This is a genomic window from Corallococcus exercitus, assembly GCF_042231735.1.
In the GTDB taxonomy this organism is placed as follows: domain Bacteria; phylum Myxococcota; class Myxococcia; order Myxococcales; family Myxococcaceae; genus Corallococcus; species Corallococcus exercitus_B.
Genome location: NZ_CP102577.1, coordinates 1403503 through 1427956 on the forward strand (window position 1 = coordinate 1403503; position 24454 = coordinate 1427956).

Consider the following 24454-nt stretch of genomic DNA (forward strand, 5'->3'; position numbering starts at 1 on the left):
ACGGCGGCCAGGCGTTTTCTTAGCGCGGAGCTTCCAGCAATTGCGACACGTGCTCCGCCAGCGTCGGCAGCGGCTGGGGCTTGCTCAGCACCAGGTCCACGCCCAGGGCCTGCGCGCGCGACCCCAGGTCCGGCGTCGCGAACGCCGTCAGCAGCACCATGCGTGTGGCCGGCGAGGCCTCGCGCAGCCGCTCCGCGATGATGAGCCCTTCCTCGGACTGCGTGCCGCTCAGGCGCAGGTCGCTGATGACCAGGTCGTACCGGCCGTGCTTCACCCGCTCCAGTGCCTCGCCCAGGTCCGTGGCCGAGTCGACCTCGTACCCCGCGCTGGAGAAGAAGCGGCCCAGGACCCAGCACAGGACCGTCTCGTCATCGATGATCAGCAGGTTCCGGGGCACTCGAGGAGGCATGAGCAAGGCGGGGGCCAGGGACTCGGGAATACGTCGCGGTGACGTCTTTACGGCCACTTGGCCCGGCGCAACCGTGTCCTCCGCGGGCCTTTGTCCAGCTTGCGGATCCATTTTCCGGAATCCGGACGGGAACCGGGCACGACGGGGCCCCGGGTTTCTAGCGCATCGGGATGGGGTGGGGCTGGTCCTCGTTGGCCGCGGCGGGGATGAGCGCGGACAGGTGGAGGATGAGCACCGGCATCAGCTGCGGCTTGGGCAGCAGCTTCGTGATGCCGCTCGCCCACGCCGAGTGTCGCACCTCCTCCAGGGGCAGCGCCGTCATCAGCAGGATGGGGATGCGCGAGTCGTGCAGGCGCAGGTCGCGCGCGAAGCGCAGGCCTTCCTCCATGCCGGGCCGGCCGAAGGGGTGGTCGATGAGGACCGCGTCGAACAGGTTCGTGTCCAGCAGGCTCCGCGCCTGCCCGTCCGTGCGAGCCGTGAGGACGGTGAAGCCCGCGGCCGTCAGGTGCCGCGCCGTCGCCCCACGAACCGGGGGCTTCGAATCGAGGAGGAGGATTTTACCGTGCATGCACAACAACAGTGCAGCGGTTGTGCCACGCGAGGCGTCATGCACCCATCCCAGTCATTGCAAGGGGTTGGCGGACCCAGGGGGAGGGCGGCGGGAGGGCCTTTTCCAGTTCCTGGACCGGTCTCCGGAATCCGGAATCGCCTTCCGGAGGTCACGGCACGAGTCCCCGCCGCCGCGCGGCGTCCTCCAGGTAGGCGCGCACCACGGGCATGAGCGGCAGCCGCAGCGCGGTCTCCACGTCCAGCCACCGGGCCCACACCACCTCGCGCTGGTCGAGGATGAGCCGGGGCTCGGTGTCCAGCTCCAGCTCGACGAAGTGGCACCGGTCCCGCTTGAACTCGTCCGTGTGGTGCAGCTCGCACACGGCGCGCAGCCGCGAGGCCGGCACGTGCAGCCCCACCTCCTCGCGCAGCTCGCGCGCGCCGGTCTCCTCCGGGGACTCGCCGCGGTGCCGGCCGCCTCCGGGCAGGGAGAAGGCCTGCTTGTAGGAGTTCTGCAGCAGCAGCACCTCGCGGCCCCGCCACACCCCCACGAGCGTGCCCTCGGTGCTCGGACGGCGCACGAACCACCAGGCGAGCGCCAGGTGGTAGGCGCCGCGGTAGGCCACGCGCACGAAGGGATCGATGGGGGTGCTCATGGAGGTGAGGCTACCCCGGTGCGGGCGCTCAGATGTTGATGCTCTGGGGGATGAGCGAGGGGAGGAGGTAGGGGTAGGGCTCGAAGCGCGCGGTGTTGCGCTGCTCGATGACGCCGCCGATGCGCTCGAGCTCCGCCTGGAACGCCTTCAGGGGGCCGTGGACGGCCGGGTCCTTGAAGTGCAGGAGCGGGTAGTCGCCGAGCTTCGAGTGGTGCAGCGAGCCGAGCAGGGTGAGGAAGTCGAGCTGCTCGGCGGCCATGTCCAGCGGCGGGTACGGGTCCAGGCCCGGGTTGAGCGCGGCGTCGGCGCGCGTGGGGGGCGCGGCGCGGTAGGCGGCGCCCGGGGCGAGCGGCACGAAGGTCATCACCCCGGCCTGGGCGAAGTTCACCGCCGCGTGCTGCGCGCTGCCGGTGAACAGCAGCATGGTGAGCGCCTGCACCAGGTACTCCACGGTGGTGAGCTTGCCGGCGACGCCGTCCTCGCCAAAGCCCTTCACGCGCCCTCCGTCCTGGGCCACCAGCTCGGCGGCCCACGCCTGGAGCGCGGCGTCCCCGGCCACGGCGGCGTCGTTGGAGTAGTGGAGGCCCACGTAGGCGCGCACCCACTGCTCGATGGCGCCCCAGACGAGCCGCGCGTCCTCGCGGTAGGGGTAGTCCAGGTCCGGATCCATCACCCCGCGCTGCTCCAGCGCGTGCGGCAGCATGCCCTGGGTGAAGTCGTAGTCCGGGTCCTCCAGCAGCGACGCCACGGTGACGGCGCGGTTGGACTGGATGGTGCCGCCCAGCAGCATGTCCACGTCGCCGCCGGGGGCGATGAGCTTCGCCTGTGCGGCGTTGTTGATGTACAGCGTGCCCTCGAAGTGGGGCCGCAGCAGCACGCTCACCGGGTGATCGTCCGGCAGCCGCCGGTGGGTGGCCACCACGAAGGGCTCCACCAGCAGGTGGGTGTGGCCCAGGTGGGAGATCATCTCGTGGTAGGTGACGTCCGCCACGGAGACGACCGTCTTGGCCTGCTGCCACGCCTCGCCGTCCGCGGGGGTGTAGAGCGGATAGCCGGCGGGATCCTGGCCGCAGCGGATGCCCAGGGGCCTGAGCTGGCGCACGCCCGAGCCGCGCGGCAGGCCGAACAGGGCGCGGGGCGCGAACATGTACTTGGGCCCATCCGGGAAGTTGCCGTTCACCACGCGGGCGAGCGCCTTGTAGTCGGCGAGATACAGCCGCCCGTCCTGCAGGGCCTGGCGCACCGAGTCCCCCGCGCCCAGCACGGCGCAAAGGGCCGCGTCGCTCAGGCCGAGCGTGTCCTCGTCCGAGCGCGCCTGCTTGATGACGAGCGGGTTGAAGCCCGCCACGCGCATCCAGGCGAAGGTGGCGTCGTCTTCAAAGCGGTGGGCGGCCGTGGGGAGGGGCAGGGTGGTGAAGAGGTTGAAGTAGTCCTGCATGGAACCCGGGCGGCCCTTGGGCTTGACGACGAGCGCCTCGAGCAACGTCTTGAAGACGTCGAAGATGCTGCCCAGCTCTCCCCGGAAGGCCTTCTCGGCGAGGCCCGCCACCTGCTCGGCGAGCCGCGCGGCCTCGCCCAACGCGGACAGCCCGTCGCGCAGCTTCTGGGTGAGGCTCGAAGGCGCGGGCACCTTGTCCAGGTGCGTGAGATCCAACGAGCCCACCCCCAGGTGCGACAGGTCCACGTTGAGCACCGGGGCCGCCGGGACGTTCTTGCCGTCGCGCTGGGCCTGCTCATGCACCCACAGCAGCCGGTTGTGGGCGATGCGCAGCACCTGCGCGATGGCCTGGCCCCACCACTCGAGGGTGGGCTTCTGGTCGGAGGGGACTCCCTGCGCCATCGCCAGCGGGGGCACGTAACTGTAGTTGTACTGGTACTCAGGCGAGGCGCTGCTCGCGGATGGCAGGTTTGCGGCGGACATGAAAGGAACCCCCAGGGAAGGGACAGCGTGCCTTTGCACGCGCCGCCATGATTGTCCTTGAGTGAGCGCTCCCGGCGCAATCCCTCCCCCGGGAGGCGCTGGCCTGCTCGCTGATGCGGCAATGACCCAGGGATTGGCCTCTGTTCGCCAGCCACCAATCGAAGACAAGTCCCTCAGGGATTGGGCGCGTCGCCGTTGGACTCATGTCGTGTGGGATTGCCAGTTGGGGGGAATCGCATGCACCAGATGCCGCTTGAGCGGATGTGGCAGGGGAGCCGTTTCGTGAGGGCACTGGCCGTGCTCCTGATCCTGGGCATTTCAGGCTCAGGAGGCGCGGCGCGGGCCCAGGGGGCGCCTGTGGGCCTGACGGCGCCCGACACCACCCTCAGCTCCGCTCCGAGCAGTCCCAGCGGCCAATCCACGGCCCGCTTCACCTTCACCAGCGCGAAAGGCACTCGTTTTGAGTGCAGCCTGGATGGGGCGGACTTCAGCCCCTGCGTCTCGCCCGCGAGCTACGCCGACCTGCCCAAGGGGCCCCATGCCTTCCAGGTGCGAGCGATTGACGGCGCCGGCAACGTGGATGCGACCCCCGCGAGCCACGACTGGCTCGAGCTCTCGCCCGGGCCCGACACCCGCATCCACTCCGCGCCGCTCCCCGTTTCCTTCTGGCGCGACGCGACCTTCAAGTTCACCGCGGAGTACAGGGGAGCGCGCTTCGAGTGCAGCCTGAATGACGAGCCCTTCAGGGCGTGCACTTCGCCCGTCACCTATACCGACCTGCCCGACAACGCCTACACGTTCCGGGTGCATGCATACGACCCGCGCGGCATTTGGGATGCGATCCCGGCCACCTACTCCTGGCTCGTGGACCTGACGACGCTGAGGGCCCCGGTCATCACCACGCCCTACCTCGACGCCATCCTGGACGGTCCTACCCCCGTCTTCTCCGGCATCGCTCGTCCCGGCCTCACCATCTCCGTCATCGTGGACAAGAATAGAGTCGGGATCACCACTGTCGATGCGGCTGGCTACTGGGCCGTCACCTCCGAGTTGCCTCTCTCAGGGGAGGGGCCCCACGTCGTGACGGCCCATGCCCACGAGCTGGGGAACACCAGCCCGGTCAGCCTCGCGATGAGCTTCAAGGTCAAGCTCCCCCCGGAACAGTCCGTGGCACAGGAGGAGGCCGTCGGATGCTCGGCGGGTCCGGGAAGCTCCTCGTCGCTATTGGCGAGCCTTGCCCTGCTGGCGAGCCTGTCCCGGGGCTGGACGCGCCAGCGGGCCAGGACTCAGTAGAACGTACGTCCGAGCAGGGAGGCCTCGACGACAGCCGTTTCGCCATACACGGAGATGTACCAGGTCCCCATGCTCGGGTAGGAGAGGGAGCAATACTCCAGGTTGCTGTCCGTGGCGCCGGAGCGGCAGTCGTAGCTCGTCAGCGTGGGCGCTGCGCCGCTTCGCACGTAGAGCGTGCCATTGCCGGTGCCCTTCGAGAGCGTCACGGTGAACGCGGGGATGCCCGACGGCAGGGTCAGGGAGTAGTGCTTCCAGCCCCCCTGGGGGGCGTTCACGTGCTGCAGCGTCGCCCGCGGCGCGGTGCTCAGCCGCGGGGTGATGTAGTCGATGAACCCCTTGAGGTACGCAGCGCGCGTGAAGATGTCCGGCGCCGAGCAGCCCACGTTATAGCTGGCGACGCCCACCAGCTTCTTCCCGGCGGCCCCGTCCACCACCAGCGGGCCGCCCACGTCCCCCGTGCAGAAGGCGTTGCCCTGCGCCGAACCATCCGCCCCCAGCTCGTTGAGGTGGATGGGCTGTCCCAGCGCCAGGGCGGCATCCGCGTTGGACATCAGCGGCACGCTCATCTTCATCAACGCGTCTGGGATTGCACTGCCCGGGGTCGTCTGCCCCCAGCCTGACAGCGTGGCGATGACGCCCGGAGCGGTGTAGCCGGCGGAGACATCCGCCGCCGTCGCCACCGGCAGGGCCGCCACCGTGACGCCATTGAGCGCCAGCGGGGTCATCAACCGCAGGAGCGCCGCGTCCTTGCCCTGCGCCACATCCCACGAGCCAGGGAAGGGGACGATGTCCAGCAGCGTGCTCACCTGCCGGGTGCTGCTCGTCGCCGTCAGGCTGTTGCTGCCCGCCACGACACGCAGGGTGCTCGGATGCGGGGGCGCCACCGTGCTGGTGCCCAGCACGCACTGGCGTGAGGTGAGGACCCAGTGGGTGTTGATGATGGTGCCGCCACACAGGTGGTTCCCGGCCAGGTCCTGGAGGGACACCATCCAGGGGAACTCACCGGCGGCGGCGGGCGTGGCCCCCACGAGCGGCCGAGCGGTCTCCACCACGGCGGGCGGAGCGCTAACGGCTTCAGGGCCACAGCCAGCACCCAGGGACAGGAAGCCCAGCGCCACGGTGGCACGCAGGGAAGGGGACCACGGGAAGGACGAGCGGGGGGAGGTCATGCGGCCACTCTACGGTTCGTCCTCCGGAGGCGAGCAGGCTTGTTTTCACCGCTTGAACTGGGAGTGTGGTCGTCATGGACAAAAAGGCATATCGCTGGCTCATCAATGAGTTGGACAAGTGGCGGGTCTCCCGTCGACCTGTTGGAGCTCAGCAAGCGCGGGCCCGAGGTGTTCGACGCGCTGGTGGAGATCCTCGAACAGGGCCAGCTCTCCGTCCGGCAGCGAGCGAACGCGCTTCGGGCGCTGAGCGAGCTGAGCCTGAAACGGGGGGCCTTGCTGGAGCGGAGCACCGTCCTGGATCGGCTCGCGAAGATCCTCGTCGTCGGCGACGAGCAGGAGCTGCGTGAGGTTGCGGCCCGGGTGCTGGTGCACCAGTTCTTGATGCAGGAGTACCACGCGGACCTGCGGCAGTTGTTGAGCGCCGAGGAGCTGAAGTCGCTGCTGGAGCGCGCCGAGGCGTTGGGGTTGAGCGACGAGGTCCGTGCCCATGTCTGGCATTCCTTCAATCGCGACACCGCGCGGCGGCGCTTCCACATCCGGCGCGTCCATGACGCCGACGGGAGGATCCTCGAGGACATCCGCCGCGCGGCCTTCGAGCCCGTGTTCGCGTCATTCCGTTCGCTCCTGGGCGACGAGATCTACGAGCTCGCGCAGGCGAAGCAGGACGCAGGCCAGGCCGACCTGCTTCGAGGGCTCGTCGCTCCGGACTCGGGCTGGGACGTGTTCGTGGCCGTGGTCGAGCTGGGCGTGGTCGGCTTCGTCGCGGTGAAGGTCGACCCGGAGACGCTCATCGGAGAGATCGGTCTGAATGCCGTCCATCCAGCGCATGCCGGACATGGGGTCGGGACGGCGCTCTACGAGTACGCGCTCGGCCACATGAAGCGCGCGGGGGCCCGGGTCGCCACGGTGTCGACCGGTGGCGATGCGAGTCACGCGGCGGCGCGGCGGGCCTACGAGAAGGCCGGCTTCCATGCCGCCATTCCCAGCGTGTGGCTCTGTCGCCTGCTGTAGCCCTCGCACCCCCACCCCCATGGACGGGCTTCGCGGGGCTGGCGGCCGGATATATCAGTCTGATATATCCGGCCGGAGGAGGCCTTCATGGCGAGGGAGAGCACCTGTCGGTACGCGGTCCTGGGAATGCTGTGCCGGGAGCCGATGAATGGATACGGCCTGCGAAGTGCCATCGAGCGCTCGGTGGGACACTTCTGGCAGGAGAGCTACGGCAATCTGTACCCGACGCTGGAGCGGATGGCGGAGGAGCGCCTCGTCGAGCTCGAGCCGGAAGAGCCCTCGCCGGGCGGACGGGTCCGGAAGGTGTACCGGGTGACGACGGCGGGGCGGGCGGCGCTCGCGGAGTGGCTGCGGCGGCCGGTGCTCCCGCACGTCGAGCGCAACGAGCTGTTGCTCAAGCTCTTCTTCGGGGCCCAGGTGGGATCCGCGGACTGCCTGGCCCAGGTGGAGCGCAGCCGCGCCGAGGCGGAAGAGCTGCTGGCGACGCTACGCATCATCGACGAGAACGTGCGCCAGTCCCGGAAGAACGACCCGGAGCTTGCCTACCAGCATCTGTCGATTCGCGCGGGACTGATCGGGTTGGAGGCGCACCTGCGCTGGTGTGACGAGGCGCGCGAAGCCCTTCAGCAGCTGACGGGTTCGACGAAGAAGCGGGCCGCGCGATGAGCGGTCATCCGGACGAGGGAGCGCGGCCCCTGCCCGCGTTCGTGCCGTGGCTCGCCCTGGTCGCGGGGGCGGGGTTGTTGCTGTTGTTGAACACGGAGTGGGCGGTGCTGCCCGGCTGGCTGATGGGCGCCCTGTTCCTCTTCTTCTCCCGGCGGCAGCGTCCCGCGGTGGGCTTCGTGGGGCTCCTGGTGATCAACACCGTCGCCGCCGGCGTGACGAACCTGGGCGTCTTCCCGGGCTCCGCCGCGAGCGCCTTCGGCATGGCGCTGGGGGGCGCGTTGGTCGTCGCCGCGCTGTACCTGGCGGACCGGCTCGTCGTGGGGCCGCGGGGCTCCTTCGCGGGGACGCTCTTCCTGCCGGCGGCGACGACCGCGCTGGAGTACTTCAGCAGCCTGGGCAACCCCTTCGGCACCTGGGGCGTGCTGGCCTACACCCAGGCCCGCGTGCCGGTGCTGGTGCAGCTCGTGTCGGTGACGGGGTTGTGGGGCCTGACGTTCCTCCTGGTGTGGTTCGCCACCGTGGCCAACTGGGCGTTCGAGCACCGGGAGACGGGACGCCGCGTCCTGCCCGGGGTGGCGGTGTTCGTGGGCGTGCTGGTGGCCATCCTCGGCTTCGGCGCGCTGCGGCTCGCGGGGGCGGGGAGCGTGGGCGAGCCCGTCCGCGTGGCGGGCATCACCGTGGCGGGGGAGCTGGCCACGGGCCGCGAGGCGGGGGTGTCCCGGCTCATGAAGGGCGAGGTCTTCGCCGATGAGGACTGGCGCGCGTTCGCCGAGGCCTCGCGCGCGGTGAACGAGGAGCTGCTGCGCCTGTCGGAGCGGGAGGCCGCGAACGGCGCGAAGCTCCTCCTCTGGTCCGAGGGGAACGCGGTGGTGCTGGCCGGGGAGCTGGAGGCGCTCATCGCGAGGGGGAGCACGCTGGCGCGCGAGCGGGGCGTGTGGCTCGGCATGTCGGTGGCGAGCTTCACTCCCGAGGCGGAGCGGATGCTGCGCAACGAGCTCATCCTGGTGGGACCGGATGGCGCGGTGGCGTGGCGCTACGTGAAGTCCCGGCCGGTGCCGGGGTGGGAGGCGGATCACTCCATCCCAGGCAGCCCGGAGCCGGCGGTGAGCCAGGCCCCCGGCGTGGGCGTCCTGGGCGGCGCCATCTGCTTCGACGGAGACTTCCCGGCGGTGTTCGCCAGCGCCGCGGAGCGGGGGCTCGAGCTGCTCCTGCTGCCGTCGAGCGACTGGGAGGGCATCAGTCCGCTGCACACGCGGCAGGCGGTGTTCCGCGCGGTGGAGCAGGGCTTCAGCATGGTGCGGCAGGTGAACCAGGGGCTGTCGGTGGCGGTGGACGGCTACGGGCGCGTGTATGGCGAGCTGGACCACTTCACGGCACGGGAGCGGGTGCTGCGCGCGGAGCTGCCGGTGGGGCGCGTGCCCACGCTCTATGCGCGCATCGGTGACTCGGTGGGGCTGCTCTCCGGGCTGGTTGCGTTGGGCTGGGGGCTCCTGGCCTCCGTCCGCGGGCTCGTCGCGCGGCGGCGAAGCGCGGTCCGTGCTGTAGTGGCTGCCCCCTGAAGGACAGGAGGCTCCCTGGTGAAAACGCTTCCCTTGCTTCCCCTGCTCATCGCCTGCCTGGCGTTGTCCGGCGGCCCCGTGCTCGCGGCGGCGGCGTCTCCCGCTGCCATCGAGGGGCTGGACGCGCTGTACCCCGAGCTGGACGCGCTCTACCGCGACCTGCACCAGACGCCCGAGCTGTCACTCCAGGAGGAGAAGACGGCGGCGAAGCTGGCCGAGCGCCTTCGCAAGCTTGGCTTCGAGGTGACCCCGAAGGTGGGCGGGCACGGGGTGGTGGCCCTGCTGCGCAACGGCAAGGGGCCCACGGTGATGCTGCGCACGGACCTGGACGCGCTGCCGGTGGAGGAGAAGACGGGGCTGCCCTACGCCAGCAAGGCGAAGGCGAAGGACGCGGCCGGAGCGGAGGTCCCGGTGATGCACGCGTGCGGACACGACGTGCACATGACGTCCTGGCTGGGCACGGCCACGCTGCTGGCGCGGACGAAGGACCGGTGGCGCGGCACGCTGATGCTGGTGGGGCAGCCGGCCGAGGAGATTGGCGCCGGGGCCCGGCAGATGCTGGCGGACGGCCTGTTCAAGCGCTTCCCCAAGCCGGACTTCGCCGTGGCCCTGCACACCATCGCCACCGCGGCGGCGGGGACGGTGCAGTTCACCCCCGGCTATGCGCTGGCGAGCGTGGACTCGGTGGACGTCACGCTCTACGGCAAGGGCGGGCACGGCGCGTACCCGCACACCACCGTGGATCCGGTGGTGATGGCGGCGCGCACCATCCTCTCGCTGCAGACGCTCATCAGCCGGGAGAAGAGCCCGCTGGAGCCGGGAGTCATCACGGTGGGTGCCATCCACGGCGGCACCAAGCACAACATCATCCCGGATGAAGTGCGCCTGCAGCTCACGGTGCGCACGTACAAGCCGGAGGTCCGCAAGGCGCTGCTGGCCGGCATCGAGCGCATCGCCAAGGCGGAGGCGATGGCCTCCGGAGCCACCCGCCCTCCCGACGTCAAGGTCACCGAGGGCACGCCCGCCACCTTCAATGACCCCGCGCTCACGAAGCGGCTGGTGGCCGCGGCGGGCAAGGTGCTGGGCGAGAAGAACCTCACCGAGACACCGCCCGTCATGGGCGGCGAGGACTTCTCCGAGTACGGCAGCGCGGGCGTGCCCGCGGTGATGATGTGGCTGGGCATCACCGAGCCCAAGCGCTTCGCCGAGGCCAAGGGCGCCGAGGCGGCGCTGCCCTCCCCGCACTCGCCCCTCTACGCGCCGGACCGCGAGCGCTCGCTGCGCACCGGCGTCACCCTGCTGACCACCTCCGCGCTGGAACTGCTCGGGAAGCCCTGAGGGAAAGGACGCCTCTGAGCGCTCAGGGATTGGGGCGCGACATGAACAGGCTCAACCCGAGCCGTGGGGCCAGGAACCGCGCGACGAGCTGCCCCTTGACGCTGTTCCCCGCCGCGTCGAGCAGCGGGGCGAAGGTGCCCAGCCCGCCCTTTCCCGGCGCGACGGCGACGATGCCGCCACCAATGCCACTCTTGCCGGGGACCCCCACGTCGTAGAGCCAGTCCCCGGAGGTCTCATACATCCCCGCGGTGGCCATCACCGCGAGCGTGTGATGACAGACCTCCTCGTCGACGACTCGCGTCCCGGTGAGCGGGTTGACGCCTCCGTCCGCCAGGGTCGCCCCCATCACGGCGAGGTCCCTGGCGGTCACCGCCAATGCGCACTGGCGGGTGTAGAGCTCCGTCGTCTGGACCGGATCCGCCTCCAGGCGCCCCAGCCCGTGCAACAGGAAGGCGAGCCCCTGGTTGCGGTGGTGGGTCTGCATCGCGGAGGCATACACCTCCTCGTCGAGCGGGAGCTGGCGTCCGGCGAAGCGCGACAACCCCTCATGGATGAACCGCCACCGGGCCTCCGGACTGCCGCCGGGAACGAGGCTCGTGGTCGCCAGCGCTCCCGCGTTCACCATGGGGTTCGTCCGTCCGTCCGGGCTCTGGTCAATGGCCATGGCCGAGTTGAACGGCAGGCCCGTGCCATTGACCCCCAGCTTGCGCCGGGCCGCTTCGGGCCCCAGGGCCTGGCAGACGAGGGCGAAGAGGAACGGCTTGGAGACGCTCATGAGGGAGAAGGGATGGTCCACGTCCCCGGCCCCATGGCTGCTGCCGTTGATGCCCACCACGCACGCGCCGAAGAGCCGGGGATCCACCCGCGCCAGCGCTGGGTAGACCTGGGAGCACTGGCCCTCCGTGTTGCCCTGGTGGCGCTGGTAGGCCTCGTCCACCAACGCCCGGACCCGCTCCTCGGCGGGGAGCTGCCCGGTGGAGATGAAGGGGGGCTCGCCTGTCGTTTCCATGCGTGACGGCCCTCGGCTTGCGGGAGCAGGGGAGAAGCGAGGCTTCCCGCCTGGAAGGTCCGTCGTGCCTCAATGCATGTCAATGTCGCACGTCCGCGCGAGCCTGGGCTCGCACGTCTGTCCATTCATGGGGTCCGGTGCGGCACAGCGCATGCGACCGTGGGGCCGGCTACGGCGCGATGGTGGTGCACTGGAGTTGCGCTGGGCTGAAGCCGTGGCGCCCAGCGAGTCCGTGACGGTCAGAGTCACCTGGTTCGGCTTGCCGATGGTGCTGCTCACGCAGGTCCCTTCGATTCGCGTGTTCGTGGAGCCGGGAGTCACGGAGTCGATGGCTGCTTCATGGCTCCGCGGGCAACCGGGTGGCGGCCTTCCAGGGCCCGCTCACTCCGTCCGCTTGCGGCGCCGGGACATGATGCGCTGCGCATCTGGGTGATGCCCACGGGCTGGCGGCCCGCGGACCTGCCTCCGCGCGTGTTGGGGTACTGGAAGCAGGAGGGCGCGGAGGTGAAGTACCACTCCCGGGAGCTGTCCGGCGTCCGTGGCTACCTCGTCTTCCAGCTGTTCGCGTCGATGCCCTTCATGCTCCTGGTGAGCCACCATGCCTCACCGCTGTCGGGCTGGCAGAAGGTCGCGTTGAGCCTGCTGCTCTGGGCGATGGCGACCGCCTGGAGCGGGATGCTGGAGTCGAAAGGGTGGAGCGAGCCGCTGGAGCTCGCGCGGGTGCTCGCCATGGGCGTGGCGGTGACATCAGGGGAGAGCGAGCGGGAGCGGCAGGCCGCCCATCTCTTCTTAAAACCAGGGCGGCCTGGTTATTGCTGACTGTCTTTGCCGCCAGGGCGCCAAATTTCATCTTCGTGCGTCTTGCTTTTTTGCTGGCTGATTTGAGGGTTTTCCTGCATTGGTTTCCTCCGCGCCGGCTCATTCAAATGCAAGCCAGCCAGCCTCATCTGGCCATGCTTGTGGCGGCGCATTTGTCGCCATGACCATCCCCCCAACGCCTCACCCTGACCTCATGAAAAGAACCTTCCTTGCCGCAACCCTCGCGCTGTTCCCCGTGCTGTTCGCCTGCCAGCCGGAAACCGATGTCCCCGGTGCGCAGCAGCCGGAGGTGACGGAGCCGAGGACAGGCACGCCCACCGCCGAGCACCGCGATGCGCTGGCCGGCGTGCCCTTCGTCACCCTGGAGGCAATCGAAACCGCGCGCTACCAGGACACGTACTACGTCCACGTGGAGACGGCCTACTACGCGACCTTCTGGGCCGACCGCGCGCGCACCATCCCCGTCAACCTGAGCTCCGCGCTCCAGCTGAACTACAAGTCCACGTACTACAACTACAAATACAACCAGTCGATGAACAGCAACCTCAGCACGACGCTGCAGGCTGGCGGTCACAGCTATTACATCGGGAGTGGCGTCTACGAGTGCGACTACGATGCGAATGGCAACATCGACCATCGCTGCGATGAGACCTACCTGACCCTCAGGACGGGCACCGGCTACGACGGGAGCTGGTAGACGCTGACGAAACACGCGTCTGGTTTCACGCGAGCGCCCTCCACGTCGAATCGTGGGGGGCGTTTTCATGACGATTCAAGAGAGGGATTGGACGGCCCGAGCGGGAACGCGCCGCTGTGATACCTCCAGGGTACGCGAGTGTGTGAAACATGATGTAGCAGGGCCGTTGCGGAATTCGCGCAAGGTGCATATCTCCTTGCTCTCGTATTTTTCTCGGCTTCTTGGTAGTTGAGGTCGCGAAAAGGAGCCGGAAGAATGCGCACCCTGAACAAGCTCTCGGTCGCGGTGGTGTTGGGTCTGTTGCTCGGCGGCTGTGGAGTCACGGACCTGGGCGGAGAAGACGTCGCCCGTCAGCTCGAGCAGGACTTCGGAGGCCCGGACGGCTTGATGGACTTCTTCCAGAGCCACACGGAGGAGGAGATCCGGGAGGCGCTGACGCCCTACGGCGTCGGGTACGTCGCCCACGGGAACGTCACCGCGGAGCTGATCAGCGACTGCCCGAAGTTCTTCCCGTCAACGGACCGGAGCAAGTGGCACAGCTTCGACGGCGAGTTCTACTTCATCGACAGCGTGGGCCGTCCCAACCGGGCGTACAAGGACCTGCCGCGCATCACCGCCGCGCCGCGCGTCGACTCCTGTCAGACGAACGTGGGCCAGTGGGGGGACGCGGAAAATCCCAGCAACGACTACGACGGAGGACACCTCATCGGTTCCCAGCTCGGGGGCTGGGGCGGGCGCGCGAACCTCGTGCCCCAGGATGCCAACTTCAACCGTGGCAACTGGCTGCAGCTCGAGAACAAGATGGCCAAATGCGGGAGCCTGCCGAACGGCCGGTTGCGCTACTCCATCGGTGCGAACTATCCGAACTCCACCGCGCTCATCCCCAACAACCTGACGATGCAGATCACCAACCAGTCCACGGGGAGCACCGTGTCCCTGTCCTTCTCCAACGTGGACGGCGGCGGGTCCAACGGCACGAACGAGCGGACCCGTGGCGTGAACTGGCTGACGAGCCAGGGCTGCAACTGAGGAAGGCCTTGGCGGCTCAAGGCGAATACTGGCCCTTGAGCGTCACCCCCGCGTAGGCCGCGTAGCCTTGCACGATGACGTAGTACTTCCCGGCGGTGGCACGTGCCGGCATCGTGCAGGTCTCCGCGTTGCCGCTCAGGTACGGGCGGCAGTCATACGCGGGGATGGGCACGCCGTTGAAGCGGACATACAGGTCCGCGTCCCCCGTCCCACCGCTGAGGGTGAAGACGACCTGCCTGTTCGCCGGCACGTCGAGTGTGTACAGCGCCTGGGACGTGGCCGCCCCGGAGAGCCCCGTCACCGGCACTCCGTTCTCCAGCGGGGTGGAGGGCGGAGGAGGCTGCGGGGTGATGCCCACGCCGACCGCTTCCCAGGCCGCCTTCACCGCATCCTGGGTGGCCTGGCCATAGTCCATGAACTCGGCGGTCATGACGGTCCACGCCTTCGCCTGTTCGAAGGTCGTGCTGCTGATGAAGATCTCCGTATTGGCCCTGTACCAGATGGCGCCCGCCCGCTGGACGCCGATGGCCGGGACGTGGATGTTGGACCGCCCGCGCGGATGCGTGCCGCCCTTGGACAGCAGCGCGAAGGCCAGGTTGGGCACACCTGAGCCGTAGTGCACATCCGTGCTGGAGGTGTAGTCGGACGCGTGGTCGATGGACGCTCCGTCCTTGACGGGATCGTCCATGTAGCGGAGCGCATCCCCGGGAATGGGTGGCGTCCAGATGCCCTCGCCAATCTTCCAGACCTCCGCGGAGGTGCTCCAGGTGCCGGACTGCCAGCTCTGGCAATAGGCACTGAAGGTGTCGGAGAGGGCTTCGCTCAACGCGCCGGACTGCCCCGCGTACGTGAGATTGGATTCGGTCTCCGTGACGGCGTGGGTCAGCTCGTGCACCGTGACGTCGCCATCAACACCCAGGGGCCCGGTGTTCACCCCATCACCGTCGCCATACACCAGCTGGTTCCCATCCCAGTACGCGTTCGAATACTGATTCAGGAAGTGCACGGTGCTGATGAGCGGATGGTCCGAGCCGTCATACGAGGCACGGCCAAAATTGACCTGATAGCAATTGTACGTGTAGCCCAGCATGTCGAAGTTCGCGTCGACAATGCTGTCATACGAAGGCCAGTCCACGCGGACCAGCTTGCCCGGAAGGGTGCCGTTGTAGCTGTATACCTTTCGTGAGAGCAGGCCGTGGATTTCCGGCGCGCGAAGCAGGACCGTCGAGTCGGTCGCGCTCACGTAGACCCGGTCCCGGAGCGGCAGGTCCTCTCCCTGGCCGGCCACGCGAGTCTCCCAGGCCAACCGCAACGGCCCCGCTTCGGTGCGCAGGTACACGAGGCGTGGCTCGCCCTGGAGGGACAGGCCCGTCCCCCGTGTGTCCTTCAGCGCGGCCTCCGCCGCGTCGGCGGCCGTCACCTGGGGGCGCGCGGAGACGCTCACGCCGTCACGCGCGGAGCCATTCACCATGAACACGGTGCCATCCGGACGCGCGTGCAGGAGCAGCTCCCCTCCGATGACGTCCAGGCCATTCTTCGTCTGCCGGTAGCGAAGGTGGTGATTGCCCTCGGCGTCCCGGCGCGCCCGTTGAAGGACCAGGTCCTCCGGCCGGAGCCGGAACACGGGGGCCACGGCGGCCAGCGCCGGCGCCGCCGCCTGCTCCAACGACAGGGCGGACACCGTTGGCTCCAGGCGCCCCAGCTCCCCCTGGAGGGTGTCCGGGATGCCATCCGCGTGGACTCCTCGCACGGAGGCACGGGTGAGCGCGCTCAACGAGGACTGGATGTCCGCACCTGACTTCTCCGGGGCCCGGCTCCCACAGACCGTCAGCGAGGCACCCAGCCAGACCGCGCCACACATCCTCAAGACCCGATAGGCCAAGGCCGTACCCCCCGAAAAGAAGGTCAATCCCTGGCAAGTATAGACGCACTGGGAGTCCTGCTCCGGTGGGTCCAGCCCGGCCGTCTTCTGGACAGGGGTCGCATATCGGGGCAGATGTAGGTGCACCGATGGCCTCCCGTCCGCCCCCCGCGCGCCCCTCCACCGTCCGGACGCAGAAGACGAAGCAGCTCTCCTCCGGCGCCCGGCGCGTCGTGAGCAAGAAGTCCGGCCCGGGCTGGGGCCGCTGGGCGCTCGCCGGGTGGCTGCTGCTCGCCCTCTGGCTGGGGGTGGAGTTCGCGCGGCTGCCCGACGTGGCCTCCCTGCGGACGCAGAACCCGCGCACCACCGCGCTCATGGCGCAGCGAGCCGACGAGGCGCTGGAGGCGGGCAAGAAGCCCCGCGTGCGCCAGGCCTGGGTGTCGCTCGGCGCGGTGGCCCCGCATGCCGTGGACGCCGTGCTCATCTCCGAGGACGCGCGCTTCTACCGGCACGAGGGCGTGGACTGGACCGAGGTGGAGAACGCCTTCGAGCAGTCTGTGCGCGAGGCGCGCCTGGGGCGCGGCGCCTCCACGCTCACGCAGCAGCTGGCGAAGAACCTCTACCTCTCCACGGACCGCAGCCTGCTGCGCAAGGGGAAGGAGCTGCTGCTCGCGCGCCAGCTGGAATCCCATCTGTCCAAGCAGCGCATCCTCGCGCTGTACCTGAACGTGGTGGAGTGGGGGGAGGGCGTCTACGGCATCGAGGCGGCGGCGCGCGAGCACTTCGGCGTCCCGGCGCGGTCGCTCAGCGTGGCGCAGGGCGCGATGCTCGCCGGCATGTTGCCCGCGCCGCGCCGCTGGCTGCCGGCCCAGCGCCCCGAGACCCTGCGCACCCGCGCGGGCGTCATCGTCGGGAGGCTGGAGCGGGAAGGGCGCATCAGCGCGGCACAAGCCCGCGAGGCCCAGGCCGAGCTGTCGCGCTTCTTCAACGGATCGTCCGCGCCCGGCCTCGTGGCGGAGTCCGGCGCCGGGCTGCCCGCGGGGAGCTGATCCGAAGGCCGCTTCACGAACGCCGGAGAGGGCAGGGCGGCTTGAGGCTCAGCGGCCCGCGGCCCTGGCTTGCTCGATCTGGCGCGCACGGGCACAGCCCTCGTTGATGCCCAGGTCACACGCCCTCTTCAGGTCGGACAGCGCAGCCTCGAGATTGCGCAGGTGGTAGTGCGTCCCGCTGCGCTCGAGGTAGGCGAGCCCGTGCTCGGGATTGCGCGCGAGGAAGGCGTTCCAGAGCGGGAGGATTTCCGCGAAGCGCCGCTCCCGTGCCAGGGCATAGTCCCGCTGCTGCACGGCGCGGAAGTCCTCGGGCATCTCGGCCTGCTGCTCCTTGACCTGCGGCTGCAGCGGCGAGTCTACGACCCGGGTGCGCCAGCGCGTCACCTCGGGATCGCCCGGGGCAAGTTCCCCCGCGAGCTCGAGCAGGCGCAGGGCCTCCTCGCGGTGTCCGGCCCCGTGCTGCTCCCAGGCCGCGTAGATCAGCCCCTTCACCACGCCAGGCCGCAGGGACCGCCCGTCGGCGTCCGTCTCCTCCAGCCGCAGGCCGTGCAGGAGGTCCTCTCCCGCGGGTCCCCACTTCTGGCTGGAAGCGAAGATCCGGGCGCGCTCGAAGTAGACGTCCGCGCGAGCGGGCCGCAGGGCCACGGCCCGGTTCGCCTCGACGAGCGCGGCGTCCAGGGCCCCGGTGCGGCGCAGCCGCTTCGCCCGCGCCAGCCGGAACTCCCAGTAGTCACCGGCCGACAGCGCCTGGGCGAGCAGGACCAGCTCCCGGTCGTTGTCGTCCTCGGTCCGCGGATCATTCGCGCGGTCCCAGTCGGCGAAGCCGCGCAGGAAGCCCAGCTTGGGGTGAGCGCGGCTCTGGGCCTCGGCGAAGGCGTCCATCTCCTCGTAGGAGCCGCCCCAGCGGGGAGTCAGTCCGTGGAGGTAGACGCTCCGGACGTCCGCGCAGGAAGGGCACTGCTCCGCGGCGCGGGCGAAGATGCGCTCGCGATCCTCGCGGTTGCCGAGCGCGTTCGCCACGTGGAGCAGCGGCCGCGCCGCCGCGACCGCCTTCGGATGGAGCGCCCAGGCGCGGGTGAGGTCCGGCACCGCACGCTCGAAGGCCTTCCGCATCCCGGCGAGCTCCTCCTCCGCCGTCGCCGCCACGAACCTCGTCCCGCGCCGCAGGTAGCCCACGTTCACCCAGTGGGTACCCCGGGCGAGGTAGGGCGCGAAGGAGCGCGGCGACGCCGCCACCCAGGCGTCGAGGAGCTCCGCCGAGTCGGGGGTCCCGTTGCCAAGCGCCTGGATGCCGTCCGTCATCCAGTGCTCGTCCTGGGGGTCCGACTCCATGCCCCACTGGAGCTGCTCGACCGCCAGCGTCAGATCCTCGAACTGGCGGCGGAGCAGGAGCGCGCGCAGCGCCACCCCGTCCACATGACCCCGGGGCACCTCGCCCTGCTTGACCCCGGCCGGCGCCACGACGGGAAGCCCGCGGGGCGCGGGGCCCGGGGCAGGCGTCAGGACGGGCTCCTGGCGGGCTGCGATGCGCGCGTCGACCGCGGCGCGCTGCTTCGCCTGGAAGGCATGCACGGCAAGCCCCGCGGAACCCAGGCCCAGCAAGAGGACTCCCGCGCCGAGCGCGGTACGAAGGGAGATCATGGTGCGTAGCACCGTAGCAAAGGCAGGCCGCGCAGGTGCCATCCCGGCCGTCTTCTGCGCAGCGGCCCGCTCACTCCGCCCGCTTGCGGCGCCGGGACATGATGCGGCTCAGGGCCACCTCGGTGATGCCGAGGTAGGCCGCTACGTCGCGCTGGGGAATCCTTCCCTTCAGGTGGGGGTGCTCCTCCCAGAACTTCACCAGGCGCTCCTCCGCGGACAGCTCCAGGAACTCCTGCTCCCGGCGCTCCTTGAGGAGGAAGTGCTGCTCCGCCACCCGGCGCGCCAGCCGCTCCCAGCACACGTGGCCCCGCTCCAGCTCCTGGAAGTCCTGCGTCTGGAACACCAGCACGTGGCTCGGCTCCAGCGCTTCAATCGCGGTCATCGACGGCAGCCGCTGCAACATCTCCGCATAGGCGCCAATCAGCTCGCCCTCGGCGCGGAAGGCCTTGATGGACTCGCCCCCGCGCGGTGACACGCGCACGCCCCGGAAGACGCCCTGAAGCACCACGGCGAACCGGTCCGCCGCGTCTCCCGGACGCATGAAGAGCTCCCGCTTCGCGAGCGACTGCTCCTTCGCCACGGCCTCGGCCTTCGCCCACTGCTCGGGAGGAATCGGGGCCAGGGTGGCGAGGCGCTCGAAGAGCTTCGGGAATCTCACGTCGCGGGGACCGGGGCTTGACCTGGGTTAAGGCGGAGGCGGCTCCGGCAAACATATACCGGGGGCATGCCCCTCAACGTCTATGCCGTGGCCACGCCCTTTGTGATTGCCCTGGCCCTGGCGGAGTTCGCCTGGTGCGTCGCGCGGCGCAACGGCTACTACAGCTTCCAGGACTCCATCGCGAGCATGGGCACGGCGGTGATGAACCAGTGCGTCAACGTCGCGGTGGCCCTGCTGGTGCTGCCCCTGTTCACGCAGCTGGGCCAGTACGCACCGTGGCGGCTGGACGCATCGTCACCGCTGTCGCTGGTGGCGCTCTTCCTGGGCGTCGACTTCCTCTTCTACTGGTTCCACCGCTTCGGGCACCGCACCAACATCGGCTGGGCGGCCCACTCGCCGCACCACTCCACCGAGGAGCTCAACTACGCGGTGGCCCTGCGCGCGAGCGTGACCCAGCGCCTCTTCTCGTTCCTCTTCTACTGGCCGCTGGTGCTGGTGGGCTTCCCGCCGGAGGCGGTGCTGGCGATGGTGGCCTTCCACCTGGTGCTCCAGTTCATCCCCCATACGCGGGTCATCCCCAAGCTCCCCGGGTGGGTGGAGTCGTGGCTGAACACGCCGTCGCACCACCGCGTGCACCACGCGCGCAACGACGCGTACATCGACAAGAACTACGCGGGCTTCCTCATCATCTGGGACCGGATGTTCGGCACCTACGCGGAGGAGACCGAGCCGTGCTCCTACGGGCTGACCACCCCGGCGAACACCTGGGACCCGACGGCCATCAACTTCCAGGCGTGGGCCCGGCTGGTCGCGGACGCCGTCGCCACGAAGAGCCACTGGGACCGGCTGCGCCTCTGGGTGATGCCCACGGGCTGGCGGCCCGCGGACCTTCCACCGCGCGCGTTGGGATACTGGAAGCAGGAGGGCAGGGAGGTGAAGTACCACTCCCGGGAGCTGCCCGGCGTGCGTGGCTACCTCGTCTTCCAGCTGTTCGCGTCGATGCCGTTCATGCTCCTGGTGAGCCACCATGCCTCACCGCTGTCGGGCTGGCAGAAGGTCGCGCTGAGCCTGCTGCTCTGGGCGATGGCGACCGCCTGGAGCGGGATGCTGGAGTCGAAGGGGTGGAGCGAGCCGCTGGAGCTCGCGCGGGTGCTCGCCATGGGCGTGGGGGTGACGCTGTGGCTGACCTGGGCCAGCGCGCCCCAGGCGTGGAGCGCGCTCACGGCGTCGTGGCTGCTGGTGTCGCTGGTCTGGCTGCGGGTGGCGCGCGGGGGCTCCAGCCAGAGGTCCCAGCCGACCTCCTTCCCAGGCTGACAGCACCTGACGAAGGAGCGGGCCGGAGGGATCCATCGCAGAGAGAATATTTTTATCGCGCGCCGTAATCCGCTCAGCAGCTTCATCGAGGGGAACGGAAACCATGACGCGACGATGGATGGCGGCGGCACTGACCTTGTTCACGCTCACGGCCTGTGGCCCGGAGGACGTCTCCGAATCTGGCCCGGAGGAGGTCCCTGTGTCGGGGCCGGAGGGTTCGTTGCAGGTGCAGGAGCAGGAGGTCTGGGGCTGGTACTACACCTCGGAGGAACTGGCTCCGGCCGAGTGCGCCGGGAACGCGCTGGCCTACGGCGCGTCCTGCAGCCACGCCTTCTGCGACAACGTCAGGCTGGGGTGCAACACCCCCCCGAGCGGCACCACGCAGGGCTATCCCACCTGGACCGCATCCTTCTCCGAGGAGTCAACGCGGCCCACCATCTGTCCCAACGGCTCCTGGGTGACGGGCCTGTCGTGTTCGGGCGGCTACTGCGACAGCGTCTCGCTGGAGTGCACGCCCATCTCCGGACGCTCAGCCGGCTATTGCTACTGGTCGGACCCCATCGCCGACGGCAAGTCCACCTTCATGGCCCCCGCGAACCACTTCATCCGGGGCGCCAAGTGCGCCGGCTGGTGGTGTGAGTCCATGACCCTCTACTACTGCCAGATGATCTGACCCTTCTGGGCCCGGGCGTCCAGGACGACCTGTCCGTCCTTCATCACGAACCGCACCTGCTTCAGCGCGCGGAGGTCCTTCAGCGGGTCGCCCTCCACCGCGAGCAGGTCCGCGAGCTTGTTCGGTTCGAGCGAGCCAAGCCGGTCCTGCATGCGCAGCAGCTCCGCCGCGTTCATGGTCGCCGCGCGCAGGATGTCCACGGGCTTGAGGCCCGCCTCGGCATAGGCGATGAAACTCTTCACGCTGGCCTGCCCTCGGGTCAGCCCCGGCATCGCGATGTACATGTCCGAGCCGGCGGCAACCCGAACGCCAGCGGCCACCGCGCGGCGGAGGCGCTCATGGGCCCGGGTGATGTTCCTCCTGCAGCGCTCCTTCATCTGACGCTGGCGTTCCGCGTCGCCCGCCCTGGCCTCGAAGGCGTCGCAGTCCTCCAACGAGCCGTCGGTGGGCACCAGGAAGATGCGCTTGCGGACCATGAGCGCGACCACGTCCTCGGGGAGGGAGTACCCGTGCTCGATGGAGTCGACGCCTGCCTGGACCGCGGCGCGAATGCTCTCGTCGAGGGTGGTGTGCGCCGCCACCGGCCGCTTCCCGCGGTGGGCCTCGTCGACAATGACCTTCAGCTCCTCCAACGAGAGGACGTTGTGCCCGTTGTCGACGATGACCTTGATGCAATCCGCACCGTCGGAAATGGCCTGCCGCACGGCGCGCCGCGCCTCCTCCACGCCGGAGATGGTGACGTACTCCTGCTCGATGAGGGGCTGAGCCGGAGGTTGGAGCGTGGGGAGCTGCCCGCCATGAGGAGCGAGCGCGCGGGTGCAGGCGGAGATGCGCGGGCCCTGCACCCAACCGCGCTGGATGGCGTTGCGCAGCGCCACGTCCCCGTTGAGCCCGGAGTTCCCAACGTCGCGCACCGTGGTCACACCCGCCTCGAGCATCTCACGGCCCAGCTTCGCACCCAGGAGCGCGCGCTCGGCGGTGCTGCTCTGGGCAAGGGTGGTGAGCATGCCGTCGCCGCCGCTCTCCGTGTCGAGGTCCAGCAGCAGGTGCGAGTGCGCGTCGATCAACCCGGGAAGCAGGGTGACGTCGCCCAGGTCAACAACCTGTGTCCCCGAGGGGATGGAGAGGCCCGTGCCCACGGCCTGGATGCGCGAGCCTTCGATGAGCACGACCGCGTCCGGCAGGCTTCTGTCGCTCTTTCCATCGAAGAGCCTCGCGGCACGCAGGGCGATGCGGGGAGGCTTCCCGGCGGAGGGCTCCAGGCCCCATGACGGGAGGGGGAGGACCCACAGGAGGAACGCGCCAAGGACAGTCGTCAACAGCCGTCGGGAACGGGAGGACAAGGCGTGGCTCCTGGGGGCGTGGTGGGGGGGGAGGCTGCCATCGCAGCGGTGAGGGTTGCACGAAAAGCACGACCGTTCTATGAAGAGGTCATGCGCAAGGGCGAGCTCACCCATCAGACCATCCTGGAGACGGCCGTCCGGCTGGCCAGCCGGGTGGGGCTGCAGGGGCTGAGCATCGGGGGGCTGGCGGAGGAGCTGGGCCTCTCCAAGAGCGGCCTGTTCGCGCACTTCAAGTCCAAGACGGAGCTGCAGGTGCAGGTCCTGGAGGCGGCCACCGCCGTCTTCACCGAGCGCGTCGTCCGCCCGGCGCTGGGCAAGGCCCGCGGCGAGCCCCGGGTGCGGGCGCTCTTCGACGGCTGGCTCACGTGGGACCGGGACAAGCTGCTCGAGGGCGGCTGCATCTTTGTGGCGGCGGCGGCGGAGCTGGACGATGCGCCCGGGCCCGCGCGGGACACGCTGGTGCAGAGCCAGCGGGACTGGCTGGACTGCCTGGCCCAGGCCGCGCGCATCGCCGTGGCGGAGGGGCACTTCCGCGAGGCGCTGGACGTGGAGCAGTTCGCCCATGACCAGTACGCGGTGATGCTGGGCTTCCACCACGCGAAGCGCTTGATGCGGGACCCCCAGGCCGAGGCGCGAGCCCGCCGGGCCTTCGACGCGCTCGTCACCGCCGCGCGCGCCCCCACTTCCTGACCCTGTCGTTGCCGTGTTCTTCGAGGAGGACCTCATCATGGCGGAAAATAGCACGAACGTTCGGACGAAGATGGCGTTGTGGGGTGTGCGGACGGCCGCGCGGGGGCTGGGAGCGGTGGCGCCCGGGCTGGCGGCGGCGTGGTCGGAGCGGCTGTTCCTGACGCCCCAGCGGCCGCGGCGCTCGCGCACGGCGGAGGCGGTGCTGGCGCGGGGCCAGCCCCGGGTGCTGCGGGTGGAGGGCGAGGAGGTGGCGGTGTGGAGCTGGGGCGAGGGCCCCCGGGTGCTGCTGGTGCACGGGTGGAGCGGCTACGGCGGGCAGCTCACGGCCTTCGTGCAGCCCCTGGTGGACGCGGGCTTCTCGGTGGTGACGTACGACGCGCCGGGGCACGGGGCGTCCTCCGGGCGCACCAGCTCGCTGCCGGAGCTGGCGGGGATGGTGGCGGCGGTGGGAGAGGCGACGGGTGGGCCCTACGCGGTGGTGGCGCACTCGTTCGGCGCGGCGGCCACGGCGGTGGCGCTGCGGGACGGGATGAAGGTGGAGCGCGCGGTCTTCATCTCGCCGCCCGCGGATCCGCTGGCGGGCATCCGGGCCTTCGCGGACACGGTGGGCCTGTCGGAGGCCCTGTGGCGGCGGATGGCGGCGCGAATCGAGGCACGCTTCGACATGCGGCTGGCGGACCTGGCGCTGCCTGCCTTCGCGTCGGGGCTGGACGTGCCGCTGCGCATCTTCCACGACGTGGGGGACCGCGAGGTGCCGCTGGCGGCAGGCGAAGCGGTGGCGCGCGCGTGGCCGGGCGCGAAGCTCACGCGCACGGAAGGGCTGGGGCACTTCCGCATCCTCTATGCGCCGCAGGTGCTGGCGCCGGCGGTGGACTTCCTCGCGGAAGGACGGCCGGCCAACGCCTGGCCCGGGCCGGAGCTGCTGGCGGCGGTGGCCTCCGCGCGAGGGCTGACACCACGCGGGGCGCACGGGCGCTGAGCCGCCTGCTCGCGAGACGAACGTCCGGTCCACCGTCCGCGCATGCACGGTGGCTGCGCGGGCCTCGCGCCACGGCTACCCATTCCTTCCCGCCGCATTCCGCGGAAGGGCCACCCTCTCC

Annotated in this window: 23 protein-coding genes; 13 read left to right on the plus strand and 10 right to left on the minus strand. The window is 69.9% G+C overall.

Annotated features, from left to right (window positions below; translation table 11 throughout):
• Positions 1-19: 19 nt before the first annotated feature.
• The 4 genes from NR792_RS05205 to NR792_RS05220 all read right to left on the minus strand — a co-directional run bounded on the left by NR792_RS05205 (position 20) and on the right by NR792_RS05220 (position 3535).
• Entirely contained in the window at positions 20-409 is a 390-nt protein-coding gene (locus tag NR792_RS05205) for a response regulator (protein ID WP_375758953.1), read from the minus strand.
• A 157-nt stretch (positions 410-566) separates the two neighbouring features.
• Complete coding sequence (locus tag NR792_RS05210; RefSeq protein ID WP_375758954.1) at positions 567-977, minus strand: response regulator transcription factor; 411 nt, start codon at positions 975-977, stop codon at positions 567-569.
• A 151-nt stretch (positions 978-1128) separates the two neighbouring features.
• Positions 1129-1614 carry an NUDIX hydrolase gene (locus NR792_RS05215; RefSeq protein WP_375758955.1) on the minus strand — a complete coding sequence of 162 codons (486 nt, stop codon included), beginning with the start codon at positions 1612-1614 and terminating at the stop codon, positions 1129-1131.
• Positions 1615-1642: 28 nt separating this feature from the next.
• A complete protein-coding gene (locus NR792_RS05220; RefSeq protein ID WP_375758956.1) occupies positions 1643-3535 on the minus strand; it encodes a lipoxygenase family protein in 1893 nt (630 codons plus the stop codon).
• Between the two features lie 237 nt (positions 3536-3772).
• Between NR792_RS05220 and NR792_RS05225 the strand changes: the two genes are divergently transcribed.
• Positions 3773-4828 (plus strand): hypothetical protein, encoded by a 1056-nt coding sequence (locus tag NR792_RS05225; protein ID WP_375758957.1) that lies wholly within the window; start codon positions 3773-3775, stop codon positions 4826-4828.
• Here NR792_RS05225 and NR792_RS05230 read toward each other — a convergent pair.
• Positions 4822-5997 carry a trypsin-like serine protease gene (locus tag NR792_RS05230; RefSeq protein WP_375758958.1) on the minus strand — a complete coding sequence of 392 codons (1176 nt, stop codon included), beginning with the start codon at positions 5995-5997 and terminating at the stop codon, positions 4822-4824. The two genes, NR792_RS05225 and NR792_RS05230, sit on opposite strands and share 7 nt — an antisense overlap.
• Positions 5998-6165: 168 nt before the next feature.
• On the opposite strand from NR792_RS05230, the gene NR792_RS05235 reads away from it, so the two are divergent.
• The 4 genes from NR792_RS05235 to NR792_RS05250 all read left to right on the plus strand — a co-directional run bounded on the left by NR792_RS05235 (position 6166) and on the right by NR792_RS05250 (position 10571).
• Positions 6166-7008 carry a GNAT family N-acetyltransferase gene (locus NR792_RS05235; RefSeq protein ID WP_375758959.1) on the plus strand — a complete coding sequence of 281 codons (843 nt, stop codon included), beginning with the start codon at positions 6166-6168 and terminating at the stop codon, positions 7006-7008.
• An 87-nt stretch (positions 7009-7095) separates the two neighbouring features.
• Positions 7096-7674, plus strand: a complete 579-nt coding sequence (locus NR792_RS05240; RefSeq protein WP_375758960.1) for a PadR family transcriptional regulator — start codon at positions 7096-7098, stop codon at positions 7672-7674.
• A complete protein-coding gene (locus tag NR792_RS05245; RefSeq protein WP_375758961.1) occupies positions 7671-9233 on the plus strand; it encodes a nitrilase-related carbon-nitrogen hydrolase in 1563 nt (520 codons plus the stop codon). The genes NR792_RS05240 and NR792_RS05245 overlap by 4 nt, the downstream gene beginning before the upstream one ends.
• A gap of 18 nt (positions 9234-9251) precedes the next feature.
• The gene (locus NR792_RS05250; RefSeq protein WP_375758962.1) at positions 9252-10571 is read left to right on the plus strand and encodes an amidohydrolase; all 1320 of its coding nucleotides are present in this window, start codon (positions 9252-9254) and stop codon (positions 10569-10571) included.
• Positions 10572-10593: 22 nt separating this feature from the next.
• On the opposite strand, the gene glsA is transcribed toward NR792_RS05250, so the two are convergent.
• Positions 10594-11580, minus strand: coding sequence for a glutaminase A (gene glsA / locus NR792_RS05255; protein WP_375758963.1), 987 nt, complete (start codon positions 11578-11580; stop codon positions 10594-10596).
• A 432-nt stretch (positions 11581-12012) separates the two neighbouring features.
• Here glsA and NR792_RS05260 point away from each other — a divergent pair, with 432 nt between their 5' ends.
• The 3 genes from NR792_RS05260 (at position 12013) to NR792_RS05270 (ending at position 14125) form a co-directional block, all read left to right on the plus strand.
• Positions 12013-12399: a hypothetical protein gene (locus NR792_RS05260; protein WP_375758964.1), complete on the plus strand. Its 387-nt coding sequence runs from the start codon at positions 12013-12015 to the stop codon at positions 12397-12399.
• Between the two features lie 193 nt (positions 12400-12592).
• A complete protein-coding gene (locus tag NR792_RS05265) occupies positions 12593-13096 on the plus strand; it encodes a hypothetical protein (protein WP_375758965.1) in 504 nt (167 codons plus the stop codon).
• Positions 13097-13351: 255 nt separating this feature from the next.
• Entirely contained in the window at positions 13352-14125 is a 774-nt protein-coding gene (locus tag NR792_RS05270; protein ID WP_375758966.1) for a DNA/RNA non-specific endonuclease, read from the plus strand.
• 16 nt (positions 14126-14141) lie between these two features.
• Here the strand turns inward: NR792_RS05270 and NR792_RS05275 are convergent, their stop codons facing one another.
• A complete protein-coding gene (locus NR792_RS05275; RefSeq protein ID WP_375758967.1) occupies positions 14142-15986 on the minus strand; it encodes a M4 family metallopeptidase in 1845 nt (614 codons plus the stop codon).
• 149 nt (positions 15987-16135) lie between these two features.
• Here NR792_RS05275 and mtgA point away from each other — a divergent pair, with 149 nt between their 5' ends.
• Positions 16136-17035: a monofunctional biosynthetic peptidoglycan transglycosylase gene (gene mtgA / locus NR792_RS05280; RefSeq protein ID WP_375758968.1), complete on the plus strand. Its 900-nt coding sequence runs from the start codon at positions 16136-16138 to the stop codon at positions 17033-17035.
• A gap of 48 nt (positions 17036-17083) precedes the next feature.
• Here mtgA and NR792_RS05285 read toward each other — a convergent pair whose 3' ends face one another.
• Positions 17084-18676 carry a DUF4034 domain-containing protein gene (locus tag NR792_RS05285; RefSeq protein WP_375758969.1) on the minus strand — a complete coding sequence of 531 codons (1593 nt, stop codon included), beginning with the start codon at positions 18674-18676 and terminating at the stop codon, positions 17084-17086.
• A gap of 70 nt (positions 18677-18746) precedes the next feature.
• Positions 18747-19334: a Crp/Fnr family transcriptional regulator gene (locus NR792_RS05290; RefSeq protein WP_375758970.1), complete on the minus strand. Its 588-nt coding sequence runs from the start codon at positions 19332-19334 to the stop codon at positions 18747-18749.
• Between the two features lie 66 nt (positions 19335-19400).
• Between NR792_RS05290 and NR792_RS05295 the strand changes: the two genes are divergently transcribed.
• Together NR792_RS05295 and NR792_RS05300 are read left to right on the plus strand one after the other, a co-directional pair.
• Positions 19401-20648 (plus strand): sterol desaturase family protein, encoded by a 1248-nt coding sequence (locus NR792_RS05295; RefSeq protein WP_375758971.1) that lies wholly within the window; start codon positions 19401-19403, stop codon positions 20646-20648.
• A gap of 103 nt (positions 20649-20751) precedes the next feature.
• The gene (locus NR792_RS05300; RefSeq protein ID WP_375758972.1) at positions 20752-21321 is read left to right on the plus strand and encodes a hypothetical protein; all 570 of its coding nucleotides are present in this window, start codon (positions 20752-20754) and stop codon (positions 21319-21321) included.
• Here the strand turns inward: NR792_RS05300 and NR792_RS05305 are convergent.
• Complete coding sequence (locus tag NR792_RS05305; RefSeq protein WP_375758973.1) at positions 21303-22664, minus strand: amidohydrolase family protein; 1362 nt, start codon at positions 22662-22664, stop codon at positions 21303-21305. The two genes, NR792_RS05300 and NR792_RS05305, sit on opposite strands and share 19 nt — an antisense overlap.
• A gap of 90 nt (positions 22665-22754) precedes the next feature.
• Between NR792_RS05305 and NR792_RS05310 the strand changes: the two genes are divergently transcribed.
• On the plus strand, positions 22755-23354 hold the full coding sequence (locus NR792_RS05310) for a TetR/AcrR family transcriptional regulator (RefSeq protein WP_375758974.1): 600 nt from the start codon (positions 22755-22757) through the stop codon (positions 23352-23354).
• A gap of 37 nt (positions 23355-23391) precedes the next feature.
• Positions 23392-24333 (plus strand): alpha/beta hydrolase, encoded by a 942-nt coding sequence (locus NR792_RS05315; protein ID WP_375758975.1) that lies wholly within the window; start codon positions 23392-23394, stop codon positions 24331-24333.
• Positions 24334-24454 lie beyond the last annotated feature (121 nt).